At 62.9% G+C, this 25,494-nt stretch carries 18 protein-coding genes; 10 read left to right on the plus strand and 8 right to left on the minus strand.

All coding sequences use genetic code 11. The features are described from left to right. The first annotated feature begins 91 nt into the window (after positions 1-91). On the plus strand, positions 92-1,648 hold the full coding sequence (locus tag ACR65W_RS12985) for an FAD-dependent oxidoreductase (RefSeq protein ID WP_434501461.1): 1,557 nt from the start codon (positions 92-94) through the stop codon (positions 1,646-1,648). A gap of 7 nt (positions 1,649-1,655) precedes the next feature. On the opposite strand, the gene ACR65W_RS12990 is transcribed toward ACR65W_RS12985, so the two are convergent. Continuing rightward, complete coding sequence (locus ACR65W_RS12990) at positions 1,656-7,709, minus strand: apolipoprotein acyltransferase (RefSeq protein ID WP_434501462.1); 6,054 nt, start codon at positions 7,707-7,709, stop codon at positions 1,656-1,658. Positions 7,710-7,978: 269 nt separating this feature from the next. On the opposite strand from ACR65W_RS12990, the gene ACR65W_RS12995 reads away from it, so the two are divergent. Then, positions 7,979-8,422, plus strand: coding sequence for an Hpt domain-containing protein (locus ACR65W_RS12995; protein ID WP_434501463.1), 444 nt, complete (start codon positions 7,979-7,981; stop codon positions 8,420-8,422). On the opposite strand, the gene ACR65W_RS13000 is transcribed toward ACR65W_RS12995, so the two are convergent. After that, complete coding sequence (locus ACR65W_RS13000) at positions 8,389-9,285, minus strand: transporter substrate-binding domain-containing protein (RefSeq protein WP_434501464.1); 897 nt, start codon at positions 9,283-9,285, stop codon at positions 8,389-8,391. The two genes, ACR65W_RS12995 and ACR65W_RS13000, sit on opposite strands and share 34 nt — an antisense overlap. 73 nt (positions 9,286-9,358) lie before the next feature. Between ACR65W_RS13000 and ACR65W_RS13005 the strand changes: the two genes are divergently transcribed. Then, positions 9,359-10,423 (plus strand): hypothetical protein, encoded by a 1,065-nt coding sequence (locus ACR65W_RS13005; RefSeq protein WP_434501465.1) that lies wholly within the window; start codon positions 9,359-9,361, stop codon positions 10,421-10,423. Here the strand turns inward: ACR65W_RS13005 and ACR65W_RS13010 are convergent. Beyond that, positions 10,338-11,174, minus strand: a complete 837-nt coding sequence (locus ACR65W_RS13010) for a hypothetical protein (RefSeq protein ID WP_434501466.1) — start codon at positions 11,172-11,174, stop codon at positions 10,338-10,340. The two genes, ACR65W_RS13005 and ACR65W_RS13010, sit on opposite strands and share 86 nt — an antisense overlap. A 71-nt stretch (positions 11,175-11,245) precedes the next feature. Continuing rightward, positions 11,246-11,491, minus strand: coding sequence for a DUF6471 domain-containing protein (locus ACR65W_RS13015; RefSeq protein WP_434501467.1), 246 nt, complete (start codon positions 11,489-11,491; stop codon positions 11,246-11,248). 71 nt (positions 11,492-11,562) lie between these two features. Between ACR65W_RS13015 and ACR65W_RS13020 the strand changes: the two genes are divergently transcribed. Together ACR65W_RS13020 and ACR65W_RS13025 are read left to right on the plus strand one after the other, a co-directional pair. Further along, positions 11,563-12,573 carry an IS1595 family transposase gene (locus tag ACR65W_RS13020; protein ID WP_434501468.1) on the plus strand — a complete coding sequence of 337 codons (1,011 nt, stop codon included), beginning with the start codon at positions 11,563-11,565 and terminating at the stop codon, positions 12,571-12,573. 149 nt (positions 12,574-12,722) lie between these two features. Continuing rightward, complete coding sequence (locus ACR65W_RS13025; RefSeq protein WP_434501469.1) at positions 12,723-13,622, plus strand: KilA-N domain-containing protein; 900 nt, start codon at positions 12,723-12,725, stop codon at positions 13,620-13,622. A gap of 2 nt (positions 13,623-13,624) precedes the next feature. On the opposite strand, the gene ACR65W_RS13030 is transcribed toward ACR65W_RS13025, so the two are convergent. Next, complete coding sequence (locus ACR65W_RS13030) at positions 13,625-14,062, minus strand: hypothetical protein (RefSeq protein ID WP_434501470.1); 438 nt, start codon at positions 14,060-14,062, stop codon at positions 13,625-13,627. Positions 14,063-14,114: 52 nt separating this feature from the next. Between ACR65W_RS13030 and ACR65W_RS13035 the strand changes: the two genes are divergently transcribed. Continuing rightward, positions 14,115-15,233, plus strand: a complete 1,119-nt coding sequence (locus ACR65W_RS13035) for a glycosyltransferase family 2 protein (RefSeq protein WP_434501477.1) — start codon at positions 14,115-14,117, stop codon at positions 15,231-15,233. Here ACR65W_RS13035 and ACR65W_RS13040 read toward each other — a convergent pair. Next, positions 15,192-16,265 carry a DGQHR domain-containing protein gene (locus tag ACR65W_RS13040; protein WP_434501471.1) on the minus strand — a complete coding sequence of 358 codons (1,074 nt, stop codon included), beginning with the start codon at positions 16,263-16,265 and terminating at the stop codon, positions 15,192-15,194. The two genes, ACR65W_RS13035 and ACR65W_RS13040, sit on opposite strands and share 42 nt — an antisense overlap. A 280-nt stretch (positions 16,266-16,545) precedes the next feature. On the opposite strand from ACR65W_RS13040, the gene ACR65W_RS13045 reads away from it, so the two are divergent. Both ACR65W_RS13045 and ACR65W_RS13050 read left to right on the plus strand, forming a co-directional pair. Continuing rightward, positions 16,546-18,033 (plus strand): ATPase domain-containing protein, encoded by a 1,488-nt coding sequence (locus ACR65W_RS13045; RefSeq protein WP_434501472.1) that lies wholly within the window; start codon positions 16,546-16,548, stop codon positions 18,031-18,033. Continuing rightward, a complete protein-coding gene (locus ACR65W_RS13050) occupies positions 18,030-19,607 on the plus strand; it encodes a hybrid sensor histidine kinase/response regulator (protein ID WP_434502723.1) in 1,578 nt (525 codons plus the stop codon). The genes ACR65W_RS13045 and ACR65W_RS13050 overlap by 4 nt, the downstream gene beginning before the upstream one ends. A gap of 63 nt (positions 19,608-19,670) precedes the next feature. Here ACR65W_RS13050 and ACR65W_RS13055 read toward each other — a convergent pair whose 3' ends face one another. Next, the gene (locus ACR65W_RS13055; protein ID WP_434501478.1) at positions 19,671-21,293 is read right to left on the minus strand and encodes an ABC-F family ATP-binding cassette domain-containing protein; all 1,623 of its coding nucleotides are present in this window, start codon (positions 21,291-21,293) and stop codon (positions 19,671-19,673) included. Positions 21,294-21,471: 178 nt separating this feature from the next. Further along, positions 21,472-22,185: an MgtC/SapB family protein gene (locus ACR65W_RS13060; RefSeq protein WP_434498351.1), complete on the minus strand. Its 714-nt coding sequence runs from the start codon at positions 22,183-22,185 to the stop codon at positions 21,472-21,474. A 305-nt stretch (positions 22,186-22,490) separates the two neighbouring features. On the opposite strand from ACR65W_RS13060, the gene ACR65W_RS13065 reads away from it, so the two are divergent. Together ACR65W_RS13065 and ACR65W_RS13070 are read left to right on the plus strand one after the other, a co-directional pair. After that, positions 22,491-23,819 carry a DEAD/DEAH box helicase gene (locus ACR65W_RS13065; protein ID WP_434498357.1) on the plus strand — a complete coding sequence of 443 codons (1,329 nt, stop codon included), beginning with the start codon at positions 22,491-22,493 and terminating at the stop codon, positions 23,817-23,819. 36 nt (positions 23,820-23,855) lie between these two features. Next, a complete protein-coding gene (locus tag ACR65W_RS13070) occupies positions 23,856-25,322 on the plus strand; it encodes a glycerol-3-phosphate dehydrogenase (RefSeq protein WP_434498352.1) in 1,467 nt (488 codons plus the stop codon). Positions 25,323-25,494 lie beyond the last annotated feature (172 nt).

Raw genomic sequence — 25,494 nt, forward strand, 5'->3', positions numbered from 1 at the left:
GGCTTGCCTCGCTTCAAGCGCCGCCCTCTTTAGTAAGCGTGGCAATAGGCGGGCGCGCGGGGCGCGACGGCGCGGAACAGGAGAGAGCGACATGGCGGAAGAGGGGCGCAATCAACCCGAGGGCCCCGACTTCACGCAAGGAGTCGCTCCAGCCGAGGTTGCCGAAGGCCGCCCGTTGCTTGGCCATGTGGCCGGCGAGGACGCCGTGATGGCGCGACAGGGCGACGAGTTCTTCGTGATCGGCGCTCATTGCACGCATTATCATGGGCCCTTGGCCGAGGGCCTCGTGGTCGGCGGCTCGATCCGGTGCCCCTGGCACCATGCCTGTTTCAGCTTGCGAAGCGGCCGCGCGTTGCGCGCGCCGGCGTTTGATCCGCTGCCGCGGTGGCGGGTCGAGCAGGTCGATGGAAGGGTGTTTGCGCGCGAAAGGCTTCCGGACCCTGCGTCCGCAAGGCGCAAGGGCGGCGCTGTCGAGCCGCGCGGCGTCGTCATCGTCGGCGGCGGCGCCGCGGGTTTCGCCGCCGCGAAGATGCTCAGGGCCGAGGGCTATGACGGCGTTCTGGAGCTGGTCAGCGCCGATTCCGCCGAGCCCTACGACCGGCCCAATCTCTCGAAGGATTATTTGGCCGGAAGCGCGCAGCCGGACTGGCTGCCGTTGCGCGATCCCGCCTGGTATCGAGACAGCGGCGTCCAACAGCGTCTGGGGCAGCGCGTCGAGTCGCTCGACCCTGCGGGCAAGCGGCTGACGCTCGCTGACGGGGCGACGCTGTCGTACGACGCGCTGCTTCTCGCCACGGGCGCATTCCCCACCAAGCTGCCGACGCCGGGAGCGGAACGGAGCCACGTTCATTATCTGCGCTCGCTCGCCGACGCCGACCGTCTCATCGCGGCCTGCGCCGGGGCGCGCCGCGTGGCCGTGATCGGCGCGAGCTTCATCGGCCTGGAGGTGGCGGCGTCGCTGCGCGCCCGCGGCCTCGACGTGCGCGTCATTGCGCCCGAGGAGATACCGATGGCGCGCATTCTTGGACCCGAAATCGGCGCGCATGTGAGAAAGCTGCACGAGAGTCACGGCGTCATCTTCCATCTCGGGGACACGGCGACGGAAATCGGCGAACGCACGCTCCAATTGAAAAGCGGCGCAACCTTGGACGCCGATCTCGTGGTCATCGGCGTTGGCGTCAAGCCGGATCTCTCGCTCGCCCAGTCGGCGGGCCTCGCGGTGGACCGCGGCGTGCTCGTCGACGAATATCTGCAGACAAGCGCGCCCGATATTTACGCCGCTGGCGACATCGCCAGCTGGCCCGACAAGATCTCCGGCGAGCGGATTCGCGTCGAGCATTGGGTGGTCGCGGAGCGTCAGGGACAGACGGCCGCGCGCAATATACTCGGCCGCAAGGAAAAGTTCGACGCCGCGCCCTTCTTCTGGAGCCAGCATTACGACGAGGCGATTTCCTATATCGGAAACGCCGCGTCGTGGGACCGGCTGGAGATTTCAGGCGATCCGGTCGCCGCCGACTGCGCCGTTTCCTACTTTAAGGGCGACCGGCTGCTGGCCGTCGCGACCATCGGCCGCGACCTCGACAATCTGCGCGCCGAAGTCGCTTTTGAAGCGCGCATCGGCGCCGAGCCGCCGGAATTGATCGAATAGTGTTCAGCTATTCGAAGCGTCCGGAGGCGTGGCTGAGCATGGTGTAAACCTTGCCGGCGTCGCCCGTCAGCAGGTCAAGCGCTTTCGAGCCGTCGTGATCTCCGCGGCTTGTCTCGATGAGCAGATCCTCGAAGTGCGTGACGTAGCGATCGGCGGTCGCGCGAAACGCCTGATCGACGCGATAGCGGCGACGAATTTCCTCGAAGGTCTGATGGCCTTGCGCGGTGTAGAGACGGCGACCGAAAAGTCCGCCCTTCTCGCCGCGCTGATAGCGGCGCCATAGCTCCGCCACGGCGGCGTTGTCGACCATACGCGCAATGTCGAGCGTCAGGCTGTCGAGGGCGCCCGCCGTCGCCAGTGACCGCGCCTGGCGTGGCGGCTGCGGCGCGGAGTCGTCGAAGGAGGCGCGCGCAAGCAGGTTGCTCAGCCATCCGCCCTGCGGCTCGCGCGTCGGGTCCGCCGTGCGATTCTGCGCGCCGCCTGGCGCTGCGTGCTCGGCGCGCGTCGCCTGATCCAGGACCGTCTGACGGAGCGGAGGCGCGCTTTGTTCGGCGATGTCATAGACACGGCCCGAGCGCGCCACGATGTCGGTGAGCTCGTTCAGCGCCTTCACCTGATCGCCGACGACCCGCCGCAGCGCCGCCGCCTGCTCCGCGGTTTCGCGCGGAATTTCGGTCGCGCCGCGGCGCACCTCCTCGCGGGTCTCCTCGATCTCGCGGTGGATGTTGCGCGCGAGGCCGCGAATCTCGTCGGTCGCGGCGTCGAATTTCGAGCGCGCGTCGCCGAAGAGACGGGTGATCTCTTCATTGGCTTGTGAGAAGGCGGCGCGCAGCGCTTCCGACGTCTGCTCGCGCTCGCCTTCCGCGGCGGCGCGCACCGCAGCAAAGCGCGTCTCGATCAAATCGGCGGTTTGCCTGGAGGTTTCGCTCAGCTCTCCTCCAAGGTCGCGCGACCGCGTCTCGATAGAGCGGAACGAACGGTCCATCAGTTCGCCGAACTGTGTCATGGCGCTTTCGAATTCGGCGCGCCGGCCTTCGATGAGCGTCACCAGTTCCTCGAGCGAGCGGCGGCGGGCCGCCATCACGGCGTCGAGCGCCTCCTGGCTTTGAGCCAGTTTTTCCGCGCTCTGCGCCAGCGTGTGCTGTCTCTCGTCGAGCGCCGCGACGATGGCGTTGGCGTCCTGCATCGTGCCGCCGGCGACGGCGCTGATATGTTCAACTTGCGTCGAGGCTTCGCTTAGCGCGCCGTGGAACTCGGCGAGACGCTTGCCAAGTTCGTGTTCGAGCGTGACCAGATTCCCGCCGGTCTTGTCGATGACCGCATGAAGCGAGGCATTTGTCTCGCCGAGCGTGTCGAGCAGGGTCGGCAGCTCGGTGCGAATCCTTTCATTTGTCTCCAGCAGCGCCGCAATCGAGGTCTGCGCGCTGGTCTCCAGCGTCAGCGCCAGCGCCTCGCGGGAGGCGTCCAGCGCATTCGTCAGCTCGTCGCGCTTGACGCCGAGGCGTGAGACAAGGGCGGCGCTGCTATTTTCAACGGCGGTCGTCACGAGATCGCCAATCGTCGTCAATTCCTGGGCGACGGCTCCGCCGCGGGCGTTGAGCACAGTCTGCATTTGCGTGAGGCGCGCATCCAGCGCGCCGCTGATCTCCGCGACGCGTTCGGCGAGTGACTGACCGAGATCGCCGGTGCGCGCAAGAAGCGTCGTATCGAATTCGCGCCGCGCCACGGCCAGAACGTCTTTGATGTCCTGCAGACGGGCGCCGATCGTGTCCACGACCAGTCGGCCACCCTCGTCGATCTCCGAAGAAACGGCGCCGAGCCGGCTGATCACATTGTTCTCGAGCAGCGCGATGCGGCCGTCGAGGGTCGTTTCCAGCTCCTTCGCGTGTCCACCCAGCGCTTCGTTGATTTCCTCTGTTCTGGAGGCGATCGTATGGGCAAGTTCGCTCGAGCGCGACAGCAGCACCCAGTCGACGTCCTTGATCTTTGCGTCGAGCGTTTGCATGACTTGGCGCCCGCCGTCTTCCATCACCCGCGCGACTTCAGCCGCGTGTTTGGAGAGCGCCTCCTGCAGCATCTGGCCGCCGACGCCGAGGCCCGCGTCAACGCGGCCGACCAGTTCGTCGATGCGGTCCGCCGCCTCCATTGTTCTGGCGTTGGCGACGTTCTCGAAGGCTTCGATCTTGTTCGACATCGTGGACGCGATGTCGATCGCGCGCGCGCCGAGCTTTTCGACCAGATGGCCGCCTTTGCTCTCGATCGCGCCGTCGATTTCGGCCAGTCTCGCGTCGATCTCATCGGCGAAATGGCGAGAATTATCGCCGATCCGGGCGTTGTAATGCTCGACTTGCGCCGAGAGCCTTTCGACAAGCGCGCCGCCCTGCATGCGGATGGTCTCGTCGAGCGACTGCAGCTGGTCGTCGATCCGATGCGTAATCTCTTGCGCCTGCACGTCGAGTCGAGCGGCCGCGTCCATCGTTCGCGTCGTCAGATTGTCGACGAGCTGCGTTCCCTTGCCGCCGATCACGTCCTCGACGATAGCGAAGCGCTGCGTGAGTTCGGCGCTGAGGCGTTCGGCCTGCGCGCCGACTCGGTCGGCGAGTTCGCCGCCGTCGCGAAGCAGCGCATTCTCGAATTGGGTGAGCTGTTCGCCGAGCGTGACCGCGATGCGCTCGCCATGGTCGGCCAGCGACGCCACGACGTCTTTGCTTTCGGACAGGACGGCGTTCTCGAAGGCTCCGAAACGATCGTTCACCAATTCATGCAGCCGCTCGCCCTGCGTGGCGATCGCTAGAACGGCGTCGCTCGCCGTATTTGCGAAGCGCTCATGCATCGTCGCGGCGTTTTCGGCGAGAGCCGAGGAGGCGTCGGCGACGCTTTGGCGAAGCTTGTCGCGCAACGCCGCGCCGTGCGTTTCGAATTCCTGCAGCGCGAGTTCGCGCGACGTCTCCATCGTTTTGGCGACGAGCATTCCCGCCGTCTCGAGCGCGTTGAGCCGCTCGCCGAGCAATTCGTCGACGCGCGTCGCATGTTCGCCGACGACCGACGCCACGCTTTCACTGTGACGCTTAACGGCCTCTTCGAAGGCGCCGATCTTTTCGGCGATGTCGATTTCGGCGCTGTCGGCGCGCGCCGCCAGGCGCTGCGCGATCTCGCCGCCCTGGCGCACAAGCACGTCTTCAATCGCTTCGAGACTCTGCGCGACAGCTTCGCTGACCTGTCCGCTGTTGCGCGCGACGCTGTCTTCGAAGGCGGCGAGCTTGTCGCCAAGTTCTGCGGCGGCGCGCTCGGTACGGGCAGAGACCCGGGCCGCCAAATCTTCGCCCTGGCGCGCGACGACGTCTTCGAACGTCGATACGCCCTGCGAAAAGGCCGCCGTTGCGCGTTCGCCGTGCTCGCTGACGCGCTGGGTGATTTCTTCGCTGTGACGCTCGACGGCTTCTCCGAAGGCGGCGAGCTGCGCGGAGAGGGTCGATGCGGCGCGTTCTCCCCGCTCGCCGACGCGCTCGGCAACCTCATCGCCATGGCGGATGATGGAGTTCTCAAAGGCGGTGAGTTGCGCCGAGAGCGTCGATGTTGCGCGTTCGCCTTGCTCGCCCACACGCTGCGCGATCTGTTCTCCGTGGCGCGTGACGGCGTCTTCAAACGAGGCCAGCTCAGCCGCGAGCGTCGATGTCGCCCGCTCGCTCTGTTCGCTCACGCGCAGGGCGATGTCGTCACTGTGGCGTACGACTGTCTCTTCGAAAGCGGCGAGCTGCGACGTCAGCGTCAATGTCGCGCGCTCGCCATGTTCACTGACGCGCTGGGCGACTTCCCCGCTGTGGCGGGCGACCGTCTCCTCAAAGGCGGCGAGCTGGGTTGCAATGGTGGACGTCGCGCGTCCGCCATGTTCGCTCACGCGCGTCGCGACGTCGTCGCTGTGCTGCGTGACCGCTTCCTCAAATGCGGCGAGTTGAGCCGACAATGTCGCCGTCGCGCGCTCGTTCTGTTCGCTGACTCGTTCGGCGATTTCGCCGCTTCGGCTATTGACCGACTCTTCGAATGCGGCGAGCTGCGTGGAGAGCGCCGACGTGGCGCGCTCGCTATGGTCGCCGACGCTCTGCGCAAGTTCCTCGCTGCGCAGCGCGACCGCCGTCTCGAAGGCGGCGAGCTGCGTCGCGACGGTCGTCGCGGCTCGCTCGCTGTGTTCGGCGACGCGCGAGACGACTTCCTCTCCGTGGCGCGCGAATGTGTCTTCAAAGGCGGCAAGACCGTCCGAAATGACGGAGCTGACACGGTTGCCATGTTCAGCGACGCGCATGGCCGCTTCCGTGCTGTTGCGCACCACGGCGTCTTCGAAGGCGGCAAGCCGCTCGGCGAGAGTGGTCTCGATCTGCAGCCCTCGTTCGGCGATCCGTTCCGCCACTTCGCCGCCGCGGCCGAGCACGGTTTGTTCGAAGGCCTGGAAGTTGTCGGCGAGCGTTTCATTGACTCGATCGCCATGTTCCCCGATCGCGGACACCGCTTCGCTGGCGGCGGCGACGAAACGCGCCTGCACGGCGTCGACCTGTTCGACAAGCGCCGTTGAACTCAGGTCCAAGCTGGACGAGATTGCGTCATGCAGCGCCTGTCCGCGCAATTGAAATTCGTTCTGCGCCTTCTGATGCGTGTCTTCGAGCAGGCCGACGATTCGGGTTTCCGCGGTTTCGAATGTCGCCCTGGCGTTTTCGACATGTTCGGCGACGCGGGTCGTAAGCCGTTCCTGAGTCTCGCCGAGCGAGCGCTCAAAGGCTCCGCCCTGCGTCTCGATCGTGTCGCGAATGGCGCCGCCGGTCTCCGTGAGCTGCGCGACAATCCGCTCCCCCTGGCCGCCGATCGCCTCGGAAAAACTCGCGCCGAGCTCTTCGAACCGCTCGAGCACATCTGCGCCGCGCGCGCCGAAATCGCCGGCGATCGCTTCGCTCGCGGCTTCCAGCTTGCGGCCAACTTCCTCGACTCCATCGGCGAAACGGCGGCTGACGTCGTCGCTCGCGCCGGTCACTTTCTGCGCGACTTCGTCGCCGGTCTGGGTCAGGGCGATCAGCACTCTTTCGCCGTGACTGGCCAGGGTCGATTCAAAGGCGTCGCCCGCTTCGTCAAGCGCGAGCCGGATCTCCTCGCCCTTGGAGCCGAGCGAGGAGGCGACGCGCGCTCCCGCCTGGCTCACCGCTTCGGCGAGATGGACCGAGGTCGTGGCGAGTTCCTGAGACAGCGTCTCGCGCGCGCCAAAGAGCGCCGTACGGGCGTTGTCGGCGTTGACGACAATGGCTTCGCGTTCGCGCGTCAGTTCGTCGATGAGAAGCCGAATGCGCCGTTCATTCTCGGTGTAGGAGCGTTCGAGGTTGGTGACCTCGGTGCGCACGATCACTTCCAGTTCGCCGGCCCTTGCCAGCGCGCGTTCAATGCCGTCTCCCATGGAGGCGGCTTCGCGTCGGATCGCTTGAGAGAGCGAGACCACCTGTTCGGTGGCGACCGTTTCCGGCTCGATGAGCCGAATGGCCACTTCAGTCATGGAGTTGGCGATGAGCCGCATCTCATGGGCGCGGCGCGCCATCAATCCTGTGAGGAAGAGGAAGACGAGAGGCGCGATCAGCGCTGCGAGCGTCAAAACCGGTTTCGGCGCGAGCATCGAGCCGTCGAAGTCAATGATTTCGCCTTGATGGAAATAAACGTACAGAGCCCAGCTGCCCGCCCACAGCCCCATGGAAGCGAAGGTGAGCGCCATGATCGAGCGATTGGGCTTGATCTGCAGCGCTTGCCGCAACTCGCCGACCGTGCGGCGGTCGTCGTTCGCGGGCGCAAGGGCGGGCGCCATCGCTCCGGGCTGCGGTTGAACACGGTTCTGCGGTTCGCCGTAGGCCGAGGCCGGCCTTCTCGGGTCGCCGGCGTGCGCTTCCGCTCTCCGGCTCTGGGCCGGGCCGGACCGGTTGTTCGCCTCATCCGCAGCGCCTGCGGCGTCCGGCGGCGCGCCGATATCGAGCGCCTCCTCGATCGCCGTCAGAGCGGCGGACGCCGCGTCCTGGATCTTTCCCGATGTCGCCATTCGCCCTCTCCAGCCGGCGCAGACGCGTCGCCCGGCCCGATCTCACGGCCCGCCGCTCAGCGACCGCCAGTGAATAAAGATTAACCAAACTTTACAGCCCATCCCTGGCAATTGAAACATCCGGCGGGGCCGTATCGGGAAACTTCGTTAACGCGCCCTTCAGGATAGACGCGCCAGTCTCCACTCTGAGCGCCGCTTTTGGCAGGCCTTTCTGCGGGGCTGCAAAACGAACCGCTTTGCGATAGATATCAAGGGGAACAGGAATGGGGATGGCGAAACTGGCGGACTCCACGTTTCTAAATTGCGAAGCTCAACCGCAGCCGTTTTCCGAGGCCGACGCGGAGTCGCCGATCGACCTTGTCCATCTCTCCCGACAGACCTTCGGCGATCATGATCTCGAACGGGAGCTGCTGGGACTTTTCGACGCACAGGCGGCGCAATTTGCGAAACGCTTGCGCTCCCCCGCCGCGCAGGGCGACGCCGACTGGCGCATCGGGCTTGCGCATACCATCAAGGGGTCGGCGCGGGCGATCGGCGCCTTTGAGGTGGGGCAGGCGGCGGAGGCGTACGAGCAGGCGCTGCGCGGCGCGGATGCGAGCGCCGCCGAGAAGTCCGAGATCCTCGGCGCCGCCATCGGCCGCGCGCGCGGCGCCATCGCCCTATTGCTGGGCGGCGCGGCTCAGAACGGCCCCACGGGGAAATATTTCAGATAAAGCTCGGCGAAAACGCCGCGCTGGGCGAGGCGGGAGAGCGCGTAGTCGAGCGCCCGGCGCAGCGGCGTATTGCCTTTTTTCACGGCGATGCCGACGCCTTCGCCGAAATATTTCGGATCGGTGAAGGGGCCATCCCGAAAGACGCAGCAGCCGGCCGCTTCGGCGCCGTTCAGCCAATAGGAAAGGGCGATCGCGTCGCCGAAAGTCGCCTGAACGCGGCCGTTTTTGAGCGCGTTACGGGCGAGGGCGGGCGTTTCGAACGTCACCAAGGTCGAGCGCGGATAGAAGGCTTGCAGAAACGCCTCGTGTCGCGAGCCCGCGACAACCGCGATCGGACGATCGGCGAGCGCGGCGGGAGAAGCCGACGTCAGGGTCGTATCGGCCTGCATGGCGAAGCGGCCGGGCGTCAGCATGTAAGGTCCGGAAAAATCGACCTGTTTTCGAGTTTCGTCATTGATCGCGAGCGAAGCGATGATGGCGTCGCCGCTATTGTCGTTGAGCGCGGGAACGAGCAGATCCCACCGCCGCCGCTGGATCGTGCAGGCGGTGTCGAGTTCGACGCAGATCGCCCTGGCCAGATCGATGTTGAAACCCGCGACCTGCCCATCCGAAAGCAGGAAATTGAACGGCGGATAGTCATCCTCGGTCAGGAAGCGGATCTGGCGCAGTCCGGAAACATCCGGCTTTTCCGGCGTGCGGTTGGGGTCCCAAAATGAGGGCGCATTCGCGGCCGGCGGCGTCGACGCGGGCGGCGCGCCGTCAGCCGCCGCAGCCGTGACGCAGGAGGTCAGGAACAGCGCGGCGAGCGCCGCACGAATGGAGGCGAGAAGACCGGTTCGGCGCGGCTGGGTGAGACGGCGCATAATAAGAATTGCGTGGCCCCTGCTGGAGGTCGATAGTCGCGCGAAGGCTGCTTGCGCTTGCCGGATGTATTGCATGAATTTTGTGCCGATCGATAGTGTTGCTTCCTCTGCTTCGCAGATCAAGGACGAACTTCCTCCTCAGCCTTTCAGACGCCGGGCGCTCGCTGACTCCTCGGCCGTTCGCCGGCCGTCGCCGTCGCGCGCGACCGCGTCGAGAGCCATTCCCATCGAAATCGCCTTTCTTTCGGCGCACGGCGTGCCGGAGCAGGTGCTGCAATTCGCCGCTGCGACGGCGCGCCGCCAGGGCGTTTGCGCCGACGAAGCGCTGCTCGCCGAGGGGCTCGTCTGCGAGGATGTCTTCTATCGGGCGCTGGCGAAGCATCTCAACGTCGACTTCATCGACAGCCCTATTGACGTCGCCGCGTCGGGCGTTGCGACGGCCGAATGCGGCTACGCGCGGGTTCGGGATCCGTTGAGCGGATATCTGTGGCTGTTCGCGCCGAGCGGCAGCGGCGTCTTCCGGTTGATGAGCGCGCGGCGTGCGGCAAGAGGCCGGCCGCTCTTCGCCATCACGACACGGACGCGGTTCTTGGAGGCGGTGCGCCGCGCCGATCCGGCCAAGGTCGCGCGCAACGCGGCCTTTCTCGTCGAGCGCGTCGACAGGGACCTATGCGCGCGCGGCGGCTTGCGGCGCGGACAGGTGGGACTGCTGCTCGTCGCGCTGGTCGGACTGGCGGCGAGCCTTTACGCGCCCTTCTTCTCTCTACGCCTTGCATCGGCTTTGCTCCTTGCAGGCGCATTCTTTGGCGGCGTGTTTCTGAGGCTTTTCGCCTGCGCGGCGAGCTTGCGACACTGCGCAGACGCCGAACCGCTGGAAAGCGAGGCGCAACTGCCGATCTACACGATCGTGCTTGCGCTCTACCAGGAAGCCGCCGTGGCGCGCCAGCTCGCTCGAGCGATCGACCGTTTCGACTATCCCGGTATTATGGCGCAAACGCCACAACGGGAGCCGCTGAGTGATCGCGGCTGCCCGTGGCGGGCTAATCACATTCCTAATTTGCGTTGTTGCCGCGCTCGTAGAGATGCATTTGACAGATGGGCTCATTGCTATGGGTATGTCGCCTATCCCCATGCATAAAATACGTCATGAATCTATTTTTGTTGAAAGCGTCGACATACTGCACTCTTCCAAACACGTAAATATTGAACTCCCCAGTATCGAGGCCTCCCCATTCAGCCTCGCTTATGAGGCACACATCCTTGACTCTGGTAAACATCTCCCCGCCTGGGCCAAGTATATAATTGTTTTCGTGGCCAACCGTAACTATACGTTCAATCATATTGATATAATAGTCGATGACATGCTGCGCGTATCGTTCAAGAACGAATATTCCGCTCATAACAGCAGAATATTTATAGGCGGGTGTTTGTCCGAAATTTTTTATTTTGCAATCGGAGATAGGGTTCTGCCCTTGCACGAAATTGTTTACACAGGCACTTTCGATGGAAATGTAGGCTCTGAGTTGCGTGTTGCCGATATCTTGCGCGATTTCGTTCGACCTAACAGCTTCAGTGGCAGCGGCGGCCGATGCCCTAGCGGCCTTGCCAGCTTCGATAGCAGCCCACGCAGTAGCGATGGCCGCGAGGCCACCAACCCAAAGGCTGATTTCAGCATAGTCGGCTTGTCTTTCGGTGGCCTTTGCGCCTTGGCGCGCTATCACTCTGTCTTCGCCGGTGTCTTCGGCATCCTTACGGGGTTGCTTATCTTCGTAGGCCTTGGAAGGCTCATTCACGGCAATCAATGCGGCATTCTCGGATTGCCGGGAAAGTGGCCATTCCCCCGCGCCATAGGCGGCGTCATGCTCCCGGCATCGTTCGCCATTTTCCACTACGGGGCATTGTTTCTGGGTTGGCTTCGCGAAGCCTGCGGATAGCGAACCAGCTATTGCGAATGCTGCAATCAATCCTCGTCTAAACGAAGCGCTTTGCACCCGACGACCTCTAAACATTGGATCAGAAACGCGGCAGTAAACCCGCCACGGCTGATCTTATTGTTTAGATTCCGGTCTGTCTCCTTGACCCCGATTGTGGCGAGCTTTTCGGCAAGCTGCGCATAGGTGACGCCGCGTCGCTTCAGTTCCCCTTTCAAGAGGTTTTTCGCTTTCGTCTCATAGGCTTGTGTCGCCGGGTCTGACTTCGCCGCCATAGGGACCTCAAAATATCATCGTATGTGATGATATTAGTCCTTGCTTATGGCTACGTCTACCGCTATATCCGATGCATAACATCATCGGATGTGGTGACATGTCGCAACACTTCCTTCTCTCCCGCGCCGCTAAGACGCTCTCGCTCGCCGCGATCTTCCGCATGTCGGATGCGGACGCCGAGACGATGTTCTGCCGCGTGCGCTGGCCCGAGACTGAGGGCAAGCCGGTCTGCCCGCACTGTGGCGGCGTCGACGCCTATGACTGCCGCCGCCCGAGCGGCGCGCAGCGCTTCCGTTGCCGCGCCTGCGCGAAGGATTTCAGCGTGACGAGCGGGACGCTCTTTGCGTCTCACAAACTGCCCTTGCGCGTCTATCTCGCCGCTATCGCCATCTTCGCAAACGAGGTGAAGGGCAAGAGCGCTCTCGCCATGTCTCGCGATCTTGGCACGTCCTACAAGGCTGCATTCGTCCTGTTGCACAAACTGCGCGAAGCGATGGCCGAAGAAATGAAAGGCCGTGTTGTCGGCGGCGCCGGCGAGGAGGTGGAAATCGACGGCGGCTACTTCGGCGGCTACGTCAAGCCGGCCAACATGCGCGAGAACCGTCGCGACCGACGCCTTGCGGTCAATCAAACCGGTAAGCGCCAATGCGTCGTCATCGTCCGCGCCCGCGACGGGCGCTCGGTCCCGGCCGTCTTCCGCGCCGAAGGCCATGCGCTCGATTTCATCCGCGCTCGTATCGCCAAAGGCTCAATCGTCCATGCCGATGAGGCCGGCTCTTGGGATGCGCTGCACGCCAACTTCGAAATGAAGCGCATCAATCATCAGGAAGCCTATTCCGACGATGGCGCGTGCACGAATGACGCGGAGTCCTATTTCTCGCGCCTGCGCCGCGCCGAGATCGGCCACCACCATCACGTCGCCGGCGTCTACTTGCTCCGCTATGCGCAGGAAGCGTCATGGCGTGAGGATCACCGCCGCATGTCGAACGGCGAACAGGTTGAGCGCCTTGCAAGCTTGATGACGAAGAAAAAGGCCAGCCCGGATTTCACGGGTTATTGGCAGCGGCATGTCGCGGCATAATGATATGCTTATACGCTTCTATGCGAATTTCTGTTGGACAATAGATGTTGGCAATGGACTGGCGCGAGTGCCAATCGTAGATTTCACGAATCGGCACAAAAAAGGCCGCCAGCGAGTCGCTAGCGGCCCCGGAAACCGAGACCGAGCCGGTGGCCCGTTCCCTCCCTGAACAAGAGGAACCCTATGCCGAAAGGGCGATGCGCTGCCAGCGTTTTTTGGTCGCAACTGACAGAAAAGTTATGCAGACACACCTTGAGTTGATCCCGCATGTCGTCGAGAAAGAGATAATCCAGCAGCGCGTGAAGGATGGCTATATCAACGCAACCGCCATGTGTAAGGCGGCGGGGAAGCGATGGCCAGATTACAATCGGCTCGGCACAACCACAGCGTTCATTGGAGAACTTTCATCCGTTGTGCAGATTCCCACAACGGAACTAGTTCAATCAGTTAGCGGAGGAACGCCAGAACATCAAGGAACTTGGGTTCATCCGCAGGTTGCAATCCATTTAGCACAATGGTTGTCGCCTGAGTTCGCCGTTAAGGTGAGTCAGTGGGTTTACGACTGGATGTCTGGCCGAAGCGGGCCAAGTGCCGCCAGTCTCCCTTACCACTTGCAGCGATATCTCTTAAACAATGATCAGGTGCCGGCGGGCTATTTTTCAATTCTCGCCGAGCTTTCGATCATGCTCATCGCCCCCTTGGAAAAATTCGGATATCGGTTACCGCCAGAAATGGTGCCAGATATCTCGTCTGGGCGTTTGTTCTGCAAATGGCTGAGAGATGAGAAGGGTCTCGATACTGATGCGCTTCCAGTCTACTTTCATAGATATCCTGATGGACGCGTTGTGCCGGCTAAACTTTATCCGGAATCTCTATTGGCCGACTTTCGACGTCACGTGCGCGAAATTTGGATTCCAAAGCACGCAATAGATTACTTCCGGTCGAGAGACGGCGCTGCGCTTCAATATCTCCACAAGCTGCTGCCGAGCGCCGACTCGCCAAGAATTTTGCCGAAAAAATCAAGCTTTTGGCCCCGGAAGCAACGCTAGACTTAAATCAACTGCGGCTCGCCTTGACCAGCGAGCCGCCACACACAAACGCCCTTCCGCTTCCCGTCCATGACGATGCGCCCGCGCATAGCCTGCATTCGCAGCGAATGAATGAGATTGTTGGCGATAGCCTTCGCAAGAACCTTGTCGCCCGTATCGAAGCCTTTCTTGCGCATCAGGAACAGCGACAGTTCCTTCGTCGTCATCGGGCCATCGGCGAGCGCTTCCCGACAAAGGGCGATCTTCTCTGTCCGCTTAAAGATGCGGTGAATGTCGACGTAGGGCTTCACGTCTTCGCCAGCGTCGAATATCCGCATCGCCGCAGAGACATGCGCGAGGTCGGCGCGGGCTTGTTCTAGCTGGCGCTCATAGAGCTTGATGACGGATATGATTTCGTCGCGCTTTCTGCGCAGCGTGGTGACGGTTCGAATCTCGGCCATGCCCAGAAAATAAGGCGTTGCCGGCTAGATCGCTTGTGGCGTTTGCGCCATAATACCGGACTATCCGAGAGCAAAGCTCGACATAAAATTTATTATCGAAGCCGACGATGAACCAACGGCTGCGGCGTTGCGGTCGCATCCGCCGCATGCGCCGCATGAGATCGTGATTGCGCCCGAGGGCGCTCCGCGAACCAAGCCGCGCGCTCTCAACGTCGCCATGCCGCTTGCCCGGGGATCGCTCGTCGCGGTGTTCGACGCGGAGGATTTGCCCGAGCCACGCCAATTGCGCCGAGCGGCGACGCTCTTCGCCGCGTCGCCGCCGAGCGTCGCTTGCCTGCAGGCGAGCCTTGTCATCGACAACGGCGAGCTGAACTGGATGACGGCGATGTTCGCGCTTGAATATGCGGCGCTTTTTGACGTCTACAACAAGGGCCTCGCAGCGATGGGAATGCCGCTCTTCCTTGGCGGCACGTCCAATCACTTTCGCATCGAGGCTCTGCGCGACATCGGCTTCTGGGACGCCTTCAATGTCACCGAAGATGCGGATCTCGGCCTGCGGCTCGCGCGCGCGGGCTTCGAGGTGCGGACATTCGCCTCGCAAACTTTCGAAGAGGCGCCGGCGGCCTTCGCTGCGCTGGTGAAACAGCGCACGCGCTGGTTCAAAGGCTGGATGCAGACATTCATCGTGCATTGCCGTCGGCCTATGCGGCTTTTCGTCGATCTCGGTTCCCGGCGCGCGATCGCGGTGCTCGCAATGTTCGCCAGCGGATTGTTTGGTCCTTTGCTCGGCCCCTTCCTGGCGGCGCGTATGACCTATGACGCGATCTTTGGGGCACTGTTGGCGCCGGTCGCGCCATTTGAAATCGCCTTGAGCACGCTGTGGTGCTGTCTGGCGATCGCCGGTGCGATCTCGCTGATCTTGCCGCTCGCCATGGGAATGCGCCGGCGCGGCCTGACGCGGTTTCGCCGCGCGCTTCTCTATCTGCCGCTGTGGCTGATGATGCTGAGCATCGCGGCCTGGCGCGCCCTTTATGAACTCTGTCGCCGCCCTTTCCACTGGGAAAAGACCGAGCATGGGCTGACCATGCGCGGCGTTGTCGAAGCGGAAAAAGACGTCTGCCCATTCGTCTCAAGAGAAGAGCCACTGTTTGATCAGGAAGCCGGCGCTTAGCGCCTTGCCGTAATGCTCGTGCAGCGCGACATGGCTCATGCCGGCGCGCGGTAGATCCGATTTCTTCAATCGTTTGAAGAAGGGAATGAGCACGTCCTCGAAGTTCGTCACCGTGTATTTTCCGCCGTGGCGATCGGCGACGCGCTCGGCGACATTGGCGAACAGCAGCGCCAGCGCCTTGAACAGGGCCGGATGCGTGATCTGCTCGTCGGCGTTGTGCAAACCAAGGCCGTGCCGGCAGGCGCGCAAATAGGCGTTGAGCACCGCGTAGACTTCCTCCGCCCGCGCGTCGACGAATGCGCCCTTGATCGAGCGCAGCGCGGCGTTGAACGTGACGCGCGAAATCGTGCCCTTGCGCCGTTCCGCCGGACTCAGCAGGTCCTTGAGGGCGCTGTCGTCGCGTGTGTGAAAAAGATCGAAGACGTCGTGCAGCAGCGCGTCGGCTTTCGTCTCGACTTCCGAGAGGCGGCGGATGTCGAGCAACAGCTCATTGGGCACCGGCCGCTGCTTGGTGTTGATGTCCATGAACAGCCGGCATTCTTCCGATCGCTTCAGCTTATTGTAGATCACCACCGGCACGTCGACGGCGCGCTTCGCCAGCTTGAAGCCGAAAATGCGATGTTGCCCGTCGATGATGAGGAAGGCGCGGGGGTCCTGCCGGAACGTCAGAGCTCCCGCGGCGCGGTCATAATGCATATGCGCGCGCGACTGCGCCGACAGAACCACGGCGCCGGGAACCGTGCCGAACCCGGCGTCGATATATTTGGCGATCGACTTCGCGCGCTTTGGATCGAGCAGGCGCTGGAAGCCTTCCGCCGGATTTTCGACCCGTGGTTCGACCGTGCAGGTCTCGGCGAGCAGGCTGCTCGGCAGCACCAGCGCGTAGAAGCGGTGCGCGCCTTGAGAAACGAGTTGCGCCGGAACGCTGATCGACGTTTTGCTGGCGGCGGAAGCGGAGGAGCTGCGCAATTCGGCCCCTGCGTCCGACAACGGGGCGGATTCGGCGATATCGCTGAGCGTGTCCCGATCCATGTTCTGATCCCTCGGAAGCGTGAACTTTCAGCGTTCACGACAGCTGACTCGACGAATCGACCGGCACTCGGACGAAGACGCTAAGCGGGAAAAGGTTTGGGGGCAAGATGGGTTGAGAGCGCGAAGCCGTGTTTTATCTTCTGAATACCCTTTCAACGCCCTTGCGGCCACGGCTGCGATGGGCTCTTAGGCCGCGGAAGGGGAGACATAGCGTAAAGCAATGTTGTCGAATACTTGCCGTGCTGTAAGCTGAACACTAACGATTATCGGGAGAGCCACAGTGTCCGTGCCGATAGAGACAACCCCGCGTTTTGCGACAGGCGTTCCGGGGCTCGACAGGGTTCTTCACGGCGGTCTTCCGCGCTGCTCTCTTATTCTCGTTGAAGGTGCGCCCGGCAGCGGCAAGACGACCATGGCGCTCCAGTTCCTGATCCAGGCGGTTCGCGCCGGGGAAAGCTGTCTGCTGGCGACGAGCGCCGAATCGCCGCAACAGTTGCGGTCGATCGCCGCGTCGCACGGATGGAGTCTCGACGGAATCAATATCACCGGCCTGTCGGAGCCATCCAGCGCGGAAGACAAAGGGCTCGATTACACGCTCTTCCCGGAAGCGGAGGTCGAGATCGGCGAGACGTTCGACCATCTTTTTTCCGAAGTCGAACGGTTGAGACCGAAGCTGCTCGTGCTCGATACGATCTCGAGTCTGCGTGTCGTAGCGCCGACGCCGGCTTTCCATCGGCGTCAACTGAAGCGTATTCGCGACTTCATGGCGGCGCGCGACTGCACGACGGTCATGCTGGATGAAGCATCGATGACGGAAAAGGATCTTCGCAGCCAGACGCTGTCTGACGGCATCATCGAATTGCGGCAAAAACAGTCTTCGTACGGGGCCGACCGACGCGCATTGCGCGTGATCAAACTGCGCGGCTGCAGCTATGTGAGCGGCTCACACGACGTAACGATCGCCGCCGGAGGGCTGACCGTGCATCCCCGCCTCGTCGCACAGAGCTTTTCGAGCCTCGTGGCGACGCCGGCGCTCGGCTCCGGCAATGCAGAGATTGACGCGCTTGTCGGAGGCGGACTTCCCCGGGGCTCGAACACGCTCATCGCGGGGCCTGCAGGCGTCGGAAAATCAACCATATCATCGCTCTACGCGATGGCCGCGGCCAAGCGCGGCGAGAACTGCGCGCTTTTTCTATTCGACGAGAGCGAGGAGAGCTATATCGGTCGCAGCGAGGGATTGGGCCTAGACATGCGCGCTGAAGTCGAAGCCGGCCGCATTGAACTCAGGCATCTCGATCCGGCCGAACTGAGCGTCGGCGAAATCGCCGCCCTGGTCATGGATCGAGTCGAGAAGCAGGGCGTGAAGCTCGTCGTGATGGATACGCTGAACGGCTATATGCAATCCTCGATGGAAGAACCGAATGTTATTCTTCACATCCGGGAGTTGCTCTCCTATTTAACCCGTCGTCAGATTGTCACCATTATGACGCTGACACAGCACGGAATTTTCGGGACGGAGCTCTCTTCGCCTATGGACTTCAGCTTTTTGGCCGACAATGTGTTCCTGCTTCGTTTTTTCGAGCTTAACGGCGCGCTGCACAAGGCCTTGTCGATCGTCAAAAAGCGTAGCGGCCAACATGAGCACACGATCCGGAAACTGACGATGAGAGCGGGGGGCGTCGACGTCAGCGAGCCGCTTACTGGTTTTACAGGGGTCCTAACGGGGACGCCTGTGTATCATCCTGAGTCCATCGTTTCGATTCAATGATGGCGGAGAGCAGCGCAGCGGAGGTCATCCCGAGAGCCGAGGATAGCCTGCGCGTTCTGATTATGACGCCAACGGGACGCGACGCCGCGCTCGCCGAAGACGCGCTCAATCGTAGCGGTCTTTCCACCTGCGTTTGCAGCGACGAAGAAGAGCTGCGCCGGGAGATCGCGAAAGGCGCAGGCTGCGTTCTTATGGCGGAGGAGGCGTTGCCGCGCGAGCGCGCGGTGACCTGGGACGAGTGGTTCGGTCCTGAACCGGCGTGGTCCCAGTTGCCCATGGTGTTGCTTCTCGCCCGCGGCCACGCTCAAAAAGATTTGGCTTTACTACGAACGATCGAAAAGCGCCCGAGTATAGGTTTCATCGAACGTCCTGCGCAAAAGCGCTCGCTGATCAGCGCGCTCAAGAACGCGATTGAAGCCCGTCGTCTGCAATACGCCATTCGCGATGCGCTGGACGCGCTGCAGACGGTCAACCGCCGCAAGGATGAGTTCCTCGCCGTGCTGGCCCACGAGTTGCGCAATCCTCTCGCTGTGATTTGCGCGGCGATTCACATCAAGAAGCGGCGCTCACCCGACGGGGGTGGCGACGACATGCTATCGGCGATCGAGAAGCAAACTCAACAGCTCACGCGTATTGTCGACGATCTTCTGGAAGTTTCGCGCATCAGCCGCGGCAAGTTAGAGCTTCACAAGGAGCGCCTGGATCTTGTCTCGCTCGTGCGCGAAGTGTTTGAACATGGGGCCGACAAACTTCAGGCGGGGAAACATCGCAAGCAATTTCATGCGCCCTCGACAGAGCTTTTCATCGAGGGTGATCCCATTCGTCTGGGTCAGGTTTTTGTAAATCTTCTCAACAACGCCGCAAAATATACAGCGGATGTCGGCGCGATCGACGTAACGGTGACGCGGGACGGTGGTTCCGCGGTGGTTATCGTTAAGGATACGGGCGTCGGCATTCCGCCCGAAATGATCACGCGGGTTTTCGACATCTTTACCCAGGTCGATCGCAATCTCGGAAGGGCTCAAGGCGGGATTGGCGTCGGTCTATCGCTCACCCGTAGTCTTGTAACGCTGCACGGAGGCGCAATCGAAGCCCGAAGCGGCGGCGCGGATAAGGGCAGCGAGTTCATCGTCCGGCTTCCATTGAGCGAAGCGCCCGTTGCGGCGAATGTTGAACCCGCGCAAAATACAAGGGAGCGGCGCGCGTCCCAGACGAAGGTGTTGGTCGTGGACGACGAACACCTTGTCGGCAAGCTCACTGGCGAACTGATCGCCTCCTTTGGGATGGAGGTGCAGGTCGTTCCTGGCGGAGCCGAGGCGCTGGACGTCATCCCGAAATTCCAGCCCCGCATCGTCTTTGTCGATCTCGGCATGCCCGGGATTGATGGTTACGAGACTGTCCGGAGGATCAGACAGCTTCCCGGCGGAGATTCTCTCTTCATCGTAGCGTTGTCGGGTTGGGGCCAGGCCGAGGACTTTGAGCGAAGCGCCGAGGCTGGATTTGACCGGCATTTCGTTAAACCGATCAAGATTTCAGAATTAGAAATTCTGTTCGCCTCGGAGTCACCAGCCTGAGCACATGAGTCAGGGCGTCGCGATTCACGTCGGTGCGAGCTCTTGTCGCCGGCCGCGCTGTCGTCAGCTACGGAGGCCGGGCGCCTCCTGGCCCGTGCGCGCCACATATTCGGTGTAGCCGCCGCCATAAACATGAACGCCGTCGGGCGTCAGTTCCAGCACCCGATTGGATAGCGCGGCCAGGAAGCGCCGGTCGTGCGAGACGAACAGCATGGCGCCCTCATATTGCGACAGCGCCGTGATGAGCATCTCCTTGGTCGCCAGGTCCAGATGGTTGGTGGGTTCGTCCAGCACGAGAAAGTTCGGCGGGTCGTAAAGCATTTTCGCCATGACAAGTCGCGCTTTCTCGCCGCCTGATAGCACCCGGCATTTCTTCTCCACATCGTCGCCGGAGAAGCCGAAGCAGCCAGCCAGCGTGCGCAGCGAGCCCTGTCCCGCCTGAGGAAAAGAGTCCTCCAGCGACTGGAACACGGTGCGCTCGCCGTCCAGCAACTCCATGGCGTGCTGCGCGAAATAGCCCATTTTCACGCTGCCGCCCTGGGCGACGGCGCCGTCGTCCGGCAGCGAGGAGCCCGCCACCAATTTCAGCAGCGTGGACTTGCCCGCGCCGTTGACGCCCATGACGCACCACCGCTCATTGCGGCGCACTTGAAAGTTCAGTCCCTCGTAGATTCTCCGGGCGCCGTAGCTCTTGTGCACGTTCTTCAGGGTGATCACGTCGTCGCCGGAGCGCGGCGCTGGCGGGAATTCGAACAAAACCGTCTGACGGCGCTTGGGCGGCTCGACCCTGTCGATCTTCTCGAGCTTCTTCACGCGGCTCTGCACTTGCGCGGCGTGCGATGCGCGCGCCTTGAACCGCTCGATAAACTTGATTTCCTTGGCGAGCATCGCCTGCTGACGCTCAAACTGCGCCTGCGCCTGCTTCTCGTTCTGCGCGCGTTGTTGTTCGTAGAACACGTAATTGCCCGAATAGGTGGTCAACGCGCCGCCGTCGATTTCCACGATCTTGGTGACGATGCGGTTCATGAACTCGCGATCGTGCGACGTCATCAGCAGCACGCCCTCATAGGCTTTGAGGAATTCCTCGAGCCAGATGAGGCTTTCCAAGTCGAGATGGTTGCTTGGCTCATCGAGAAGCATGGCGTCGGGGCGCATGATGAGGATGCGGGCGAGCGCCACGCGCATTTTCCAACCGCCCGACAGCGCGCCGACATCGCCGTCCATCATCTCCTGCGTAAAACTCAGGCCCGCGAGGATTTCGCGCGCGCGGCCTTCCAGGGCGTAGCCGTCCAGTTCCTCGAAGCGTCCCTGCACCTCGCCGTAACGCTCGATGATTTCTTCGATGTCGCCCGCCTGGTCAGGATCGACCATGGCGTCCTCCAGCTGCTTCAGCTCGGAAGCCACCGCGCTGACCGGACCCGCGCCGTCCATCACCTCCGAAACGGCGCTGCGGCCAGTCATCTCGCCGACGTCCTGATTGAAGTAGCCGATGGTCACGCCGCGGTCGACCGCCACCTGGCCCTCGTCGGGATGCTCCTGTCCCGAAATCATCCGGAAGAGCGTCGTCTTGCCGGCCCCGTTGGGACCGACGAGGCCGACCCTCTCGCCCTTAAGGAGCGTCGCGGAGGCCTCGATGAAGAGGATCTGATGACCGTTCTGTTTGCCGATGTTTTCGAGACGAATCATGTGTGCAGGGGACCCCGGAAAGAAAGTTTGCGTAGCCATTAGGCCATGCGGCGCTTCGGCGGAAGAGCATTCCGAACCGCAACTCATCCTTGCCTAAGCCTCGACGGGAAACGTCCGCTCTGGGTCAAATTCATGAATCACGGGTGCGATGGCGGCGCTGCTTGCTCGCGGCGCGATTTCAGTCGCTCGTGCGAGAGGACCAGGTCGCGTGCGAGACGCCGTCGAGCGCGGCGAGCGCCTCGACCACGGCGTCAAGCTGTCCGCCCGTTGCGCTCGACGTCGCGAGCGTCGCGACGATCTCGACGTCGTCTTCGCGTTCGTTCTCGGCAATGTCCTGGATCGGATAAGAGGCGGCTTCGAGCCGCTCGATCAATATGTCGCGAATGGCGTCGCGTCGGGCGCCGCTCGCGGTGACGCGGACATCATAAATCGCTTCCGTCGCGGTTTCGTCGATCGGCGTACGTTCGATCAGACGCACGAGCGGTCGAAGGATCGTGTTGCCGGCGAGCACGAAACCCGCGAGCAACAGGGCTTCCGCCGGACGGTCGGCGCCGGCGAAGCCGCCCGTCACCGCCGAGCACCAGACGGTCGCCGCTGTGCTCAGTCCGCGGATATTCATGCCTTCCTTGATGATCACGCCAGCGCCGAGAAAGCCGACGCCCGACGCCACATAGGCCAGCACCTGGGTCGCGCCCTGATTGCCCATGAGCCGCATGCCGAGATCGACGAAAGCGGACGCGCCGAGCGCGACGAGAGCGTTAATCCGCAACCCGGCGGTGCGCTGCCGATACTGGCGCTCCGCGCCGATCGCGGTCCCGAGAACGAACGCCACGAGCAGCGACACAAACGTATTGAGAATTTCCGCGCTGTCGAAATTTGCAATGGCGTTCATGGCTAAATCCGTCGGCGTTCCGCTTCTCGGCTTATAGAAGCCCGAACGAAGCTTGTCGCGGCCGACGCCGCGGTCTTACGGAATGTTGACCCTGAGGCGACGCTCCTGTATGAAGACTGCGCTGCGCCGCAGCATGAGGCGCTCCAGCCGCGTAGGTCGACGTTTCCGTCGACGAGCTGTCGAGCGCCCCCTTTTCCCACGCCGAGGCCCGTTACGCGGGGCCGACTCTTTTTTGGTCCTGAGCTGGCGCTCTCCTCGCCGGTCCTCGTGGCTCGAATCGACAACTGAAAGCAACAACTGACGTGATGACATTCTCCGATCTCGGCTTGAACGAGATCCTGCTGCGCGCGCTTGAGCGCGAAGGCTACACCACTCCCACCCCGGTCCAGTCGCAGGCTATTCCCGCGCTTCTGCAAGGTCGCGACCTTCTCGGCGTGGCCCAGACCGGCACCGGCAAGACGGCGGCTTTCGCTCTGCCGATACTGCAACGGCTGCTGGCCGATAAGCGCCGCCCGGCGCCCAACACGGCGCGCGCGCTGATTCTCGCGCCGACACGCGAACTCGCGGCGCAGATCGCCGATAGTTTCCGTTCTTACGGCCATTTCTTTCGCCCAAGCGTCGGCGTCATCGTCGGCGGCGTGTCGCATCGTCCGCAAAATGAAATGCTGGCGCGTGGCCTCGACGTTCTGGTGGCGACGCCCGGGCGTCTACTCGACCATCTCGGCAGCGGCCGCTTAAGGCTCGCAACGACCGAAGTGCTCGTTCTCGACGAAGCCGACCATATGCTCGATCTCGGATTTATCGTTCCGATCCGTCAGATCGTCGCGAAATTGCCCAAGCAACGCCAAACCCTGCTGTTCTCGGCGACGATGCCGCGCGAGATCTCCGCGCTCGCGGACGACATGCTGCGCGATCCGACGAAAGTTTCGGTGACGCCGGCGGCGACCACCGCCGAGCGTGTCGCGCAACATGTCTATCTGGTCTCGGGCGGCGCCAAGCGCGACCTGCTCGTCGAACTGTTGAACGACCGCGAGATATCGCGCGCGATCGTGTTTACGCGCACCAAGCGCGGCGCTGATCGCGTCGCGCAGCATCTGGAGAGCGCCGGCGTCGGCGCCGACGCCATCCACGGCAACAAGAGCCAGAGCCAGCGGCTGCGCGCTCTCGACGGTTTCCGCAAGGGCCGCACGCGGGTGCTTGTCGCGACCGATATCGCCGCGCGTGGCATCGACGTCGACGGCGTGACGCATGTCGTCAATTTCGAATTGCCCGAAGTTGCAGAAGCCTATGTGCATCGCATCGGCCGCACTGCGCGGGCCGGCGCGACCGGCCAGGCGATTTCGCTTTGCGATAATGGCGAGCGGCCGTTGCTGCGCGCCATCGAAAAGCTGACGCGTCAGACGCTTGAATTTACTGACCGGCGCGCCGAAGGCGCCCGCCAGGATGACGGCGACTCCGCACGCCCGGCGCCCAAGAGGCCGAATTCGCCAGCGCCGCATCGAAACGGCGCGCAGCATCCGCGGCGCGAGGGACAGCGTCCCGCCGCGAAGCGACCGGGCGCCTCTTTCAATGGACAGAAGCGCCCCGCAAATGGCGGCGCGCGTCACAAGCAGGCGAACCGTCCGCAGGGATAACGCTATAGTCATGGCCGCTTCGAATCGAGGGCGGCCATGATCTACGATCTTCTCATTGTCGGCGGCGGGATCAACGGCTGCGCCATCGCCCGCGACGCCGCCGGCCGCGGCCTCGCCGTCAGGCTCGTCGAGCAGGGCGATCTCGCGCAGGGCACGTCGTCCGCCTCGACGAAGCTCATCCATGGCGGTCTGCGCTATCTCGAGCTCTATGAATTTCGTCTGGTGCATGAGGCGCTCGCCGAACGCGAACTGCTGCTCGCCGCCGCGCCGCACATCATCTGGCCGTTAAAATTCGTTCTGCCTTATGAGAAGGGGCTGCGGCCGGTCTGGCTGCTGCGACTCGGACTCTTTCTTTACGACCATCTTGCGCGCCGCAAGCGTCTCGAAGCCTCGCATATGGTGAGGCTTTCGCAGGATGCGCTCGGCGCGCCGCTACGCGACGCTTACCGCGTGGGCTTCACGTACGCCGATTGCTGGGTGGACGATTCGCGCCTCGTCGTGTTGAACGCGCGCGACGCGGCGGAACGCGGCGCGACGATCAGCGTTGGCGCAAGGCTTGTTCACGCAGCGCGACAGGGCGACCGCTGGCGCGCGACGCTCGCGGACGGCGAGGCGATCGAGGCGCGCGCGCTGGTCAACGCCGCCGGCCCCTGGGTGTCGCAGGTGATCGAAGACGCGCTGCGCATTCCTTCGCGCAAACATGTGCGGCTCGTGAAGGGCTCGCATCTGGTTCTGCGCAAGTTCTTCGAAGGTCCGCAGGCCTATATCCTGCAGAACCCCGACGGCCGCATCGTTTTCGCCATCCCCTATGAACGCGACTTCACGCTCGTCGGCACGACCGACGTTTCCTACGACGGCCCGCCCGGCGCCGTGGCGATCAGCGACGCAGAGACGGACTATCTTCTCAATTCGCTCAACCATTTCTTGCGCGTTCCAGCGACCCGCGACGACATCGCGTCGAGCTACGCCGGGCTTCGGCCGCTTTACGACGACGGTGCGCTGAAAGCGTCCGTCGTGACGCGCGACTACGCTTTCGATCTCGATGCGCCAGAAGACGCGGCGCCGTCGCTGTCGATCTTCGGCGGCAAGATCACCACGGCGCGCCGGCTCGCCGAACATGCGCTGAGCGAACTCTCGCGCTTTCTTCCCGCGCATGGCGAGGCCTGGACGGCGGACGCGATCTTTCCCGGCGGCGACATGCCGCAAGGCTTCGACAGATTTCTCGACGATCTCAAGCGCGACAAGCCATTTCTCGGTGACGAATTGGCGCTGCGCCTCGGGCGCGCCTATGGAATGCGAGTCTTCGAGATATTGAAGGATGCGCGAGCGTTGAGCGATCTCGGCCGTGATTTCGGCTGCGGCTTGAGCGAGGCGGAGATCGCCTATCTGCGCGAGAAGGAATGGGCGCGGACGGCTGACGACATTCTCTGGCGCCGCTCAAAGCTCGGCCTCCATATGAGCGACGCGCAGCAGAGAATGCTGGGGGAGTTCATCGGCGCCTGACCCCCTCCCTGTCCCTCCCCCGCTTCGCAAACCGGGTGCTCCCGGTTTGCGCATCGACGCCCAAGTCGGCAACAGCCGACTTCGGATGGGAGAGGGGACCCTAACGATCAGCCTTTCGCGAAATGGAATTGCGAGCCTTTCGCGAAACGGAGTTTCTGGCCTTCCGCGAAAT

It is taken from the genome of Methylocystis sp. (assembly GCF_051062815.1).
Classification (GTDB): domain Bacteria; phylum Pseudomonadota; class Alphaproteobacteria; order Rhizobiales; family Beijerinckiaceae; genus Methylocystis.

Coding starts and splice junctions, on each gene's coding strand:
- ACR65W_RS13065 (WP_434498357.1), top strand. CDS start 22,491: ATGACATTCTCCGATCTCGGCTTGAACGAGATCCTGCTGCGCGCGCTT.
- ACR65W_RS13030 (WP_434501470.1), bottom strand. CDS start 14,062: ATGGCCGAGATTCGAACCGTCACCACGCTGCGCAGAAAGCGCGACGAA.
- ACR65W_RS13055 (WP_434501478.1), bottom strand. CDS start 21,293: ATGATTCGTCTCGAAAACATCGGCAAACAGAACGGTCATCAGATCCTC.
- ACR65W_RS12985 (WP_434501461.1), top strand. CDS start 92: ATGGCGGAAGAGGGGCGCAATCAACCCGAGGGCCCCGACTTCACGCAA.
- ACR65W_RS13020 (WP_434501468.1), top strand. CDS start 11,563: ATGCATAACATCATCGGATGTGGTGACATGTCGCAACACTTCCTTCTC.
- ACR65W_RS13050 (WP_434502723.1), top strand. CDS start 18,030: ATGATGGCGGAGAGCAGCGCAGCGGAGGTCATCCCGAGAGCCGAGGAT.
- ACR65W_RS13070 (WP_434498352.1), top strand. CDS start 23,856: ATGATCTACGATCTTCTCATTGTCGGCGGCGGGATCAACGGCTGCGCC.
- ACR65W_RS13000 (WP_434501464.1), bottom strand. CDS start 9,285: ATGCGCCGTCTCACCCAGCCGCGCCGAACCGGTCTTCTCGCCTCCATT.
- ACR65W_RS13005 (WP_434501465.1), top strand. CDS start 9,359: ATGAATTTTGTGCCGATCGATAGTGTTGCTTCCTCTGCTTCGCAGATC.
- ACR65W_RS12995 (WP_434501463.1), top strand. CDS start 7,979: ATGGCGAAACTGGCGGACTCCACGTTTCTAAATTGCGAAGCTCAACCG.
- ACR65W_RS13040 (WP_434501471.1), bottom strand. CDS start 16,265: ATGGATCGGGACACGCTCAGCGATATCGCCGAATCCGCCCCGTTGTCG.
- ACR65W_RS12990 (WP_434501462.1), bottom strand. CDS start 7,709: ATGGCGACATCGGGAAAGATCCAGGACGCGGCGTCCGCCGCTCTGACG.
- ACR65W_RS13015 (WP_434501467.1), bottom strand. CDS start 11,491: ATGGCGGCGAAGTCAGACCCGGCGACACAAGCCTATGAGACGAAAGCG.
- ACR65W_RS13060 (WP_434498351.1), bottom strand. CDS start 22,185: ATGAACGCCATTGCAAATTTCGACAGCGCGGAAATTCTCAATACGTTT.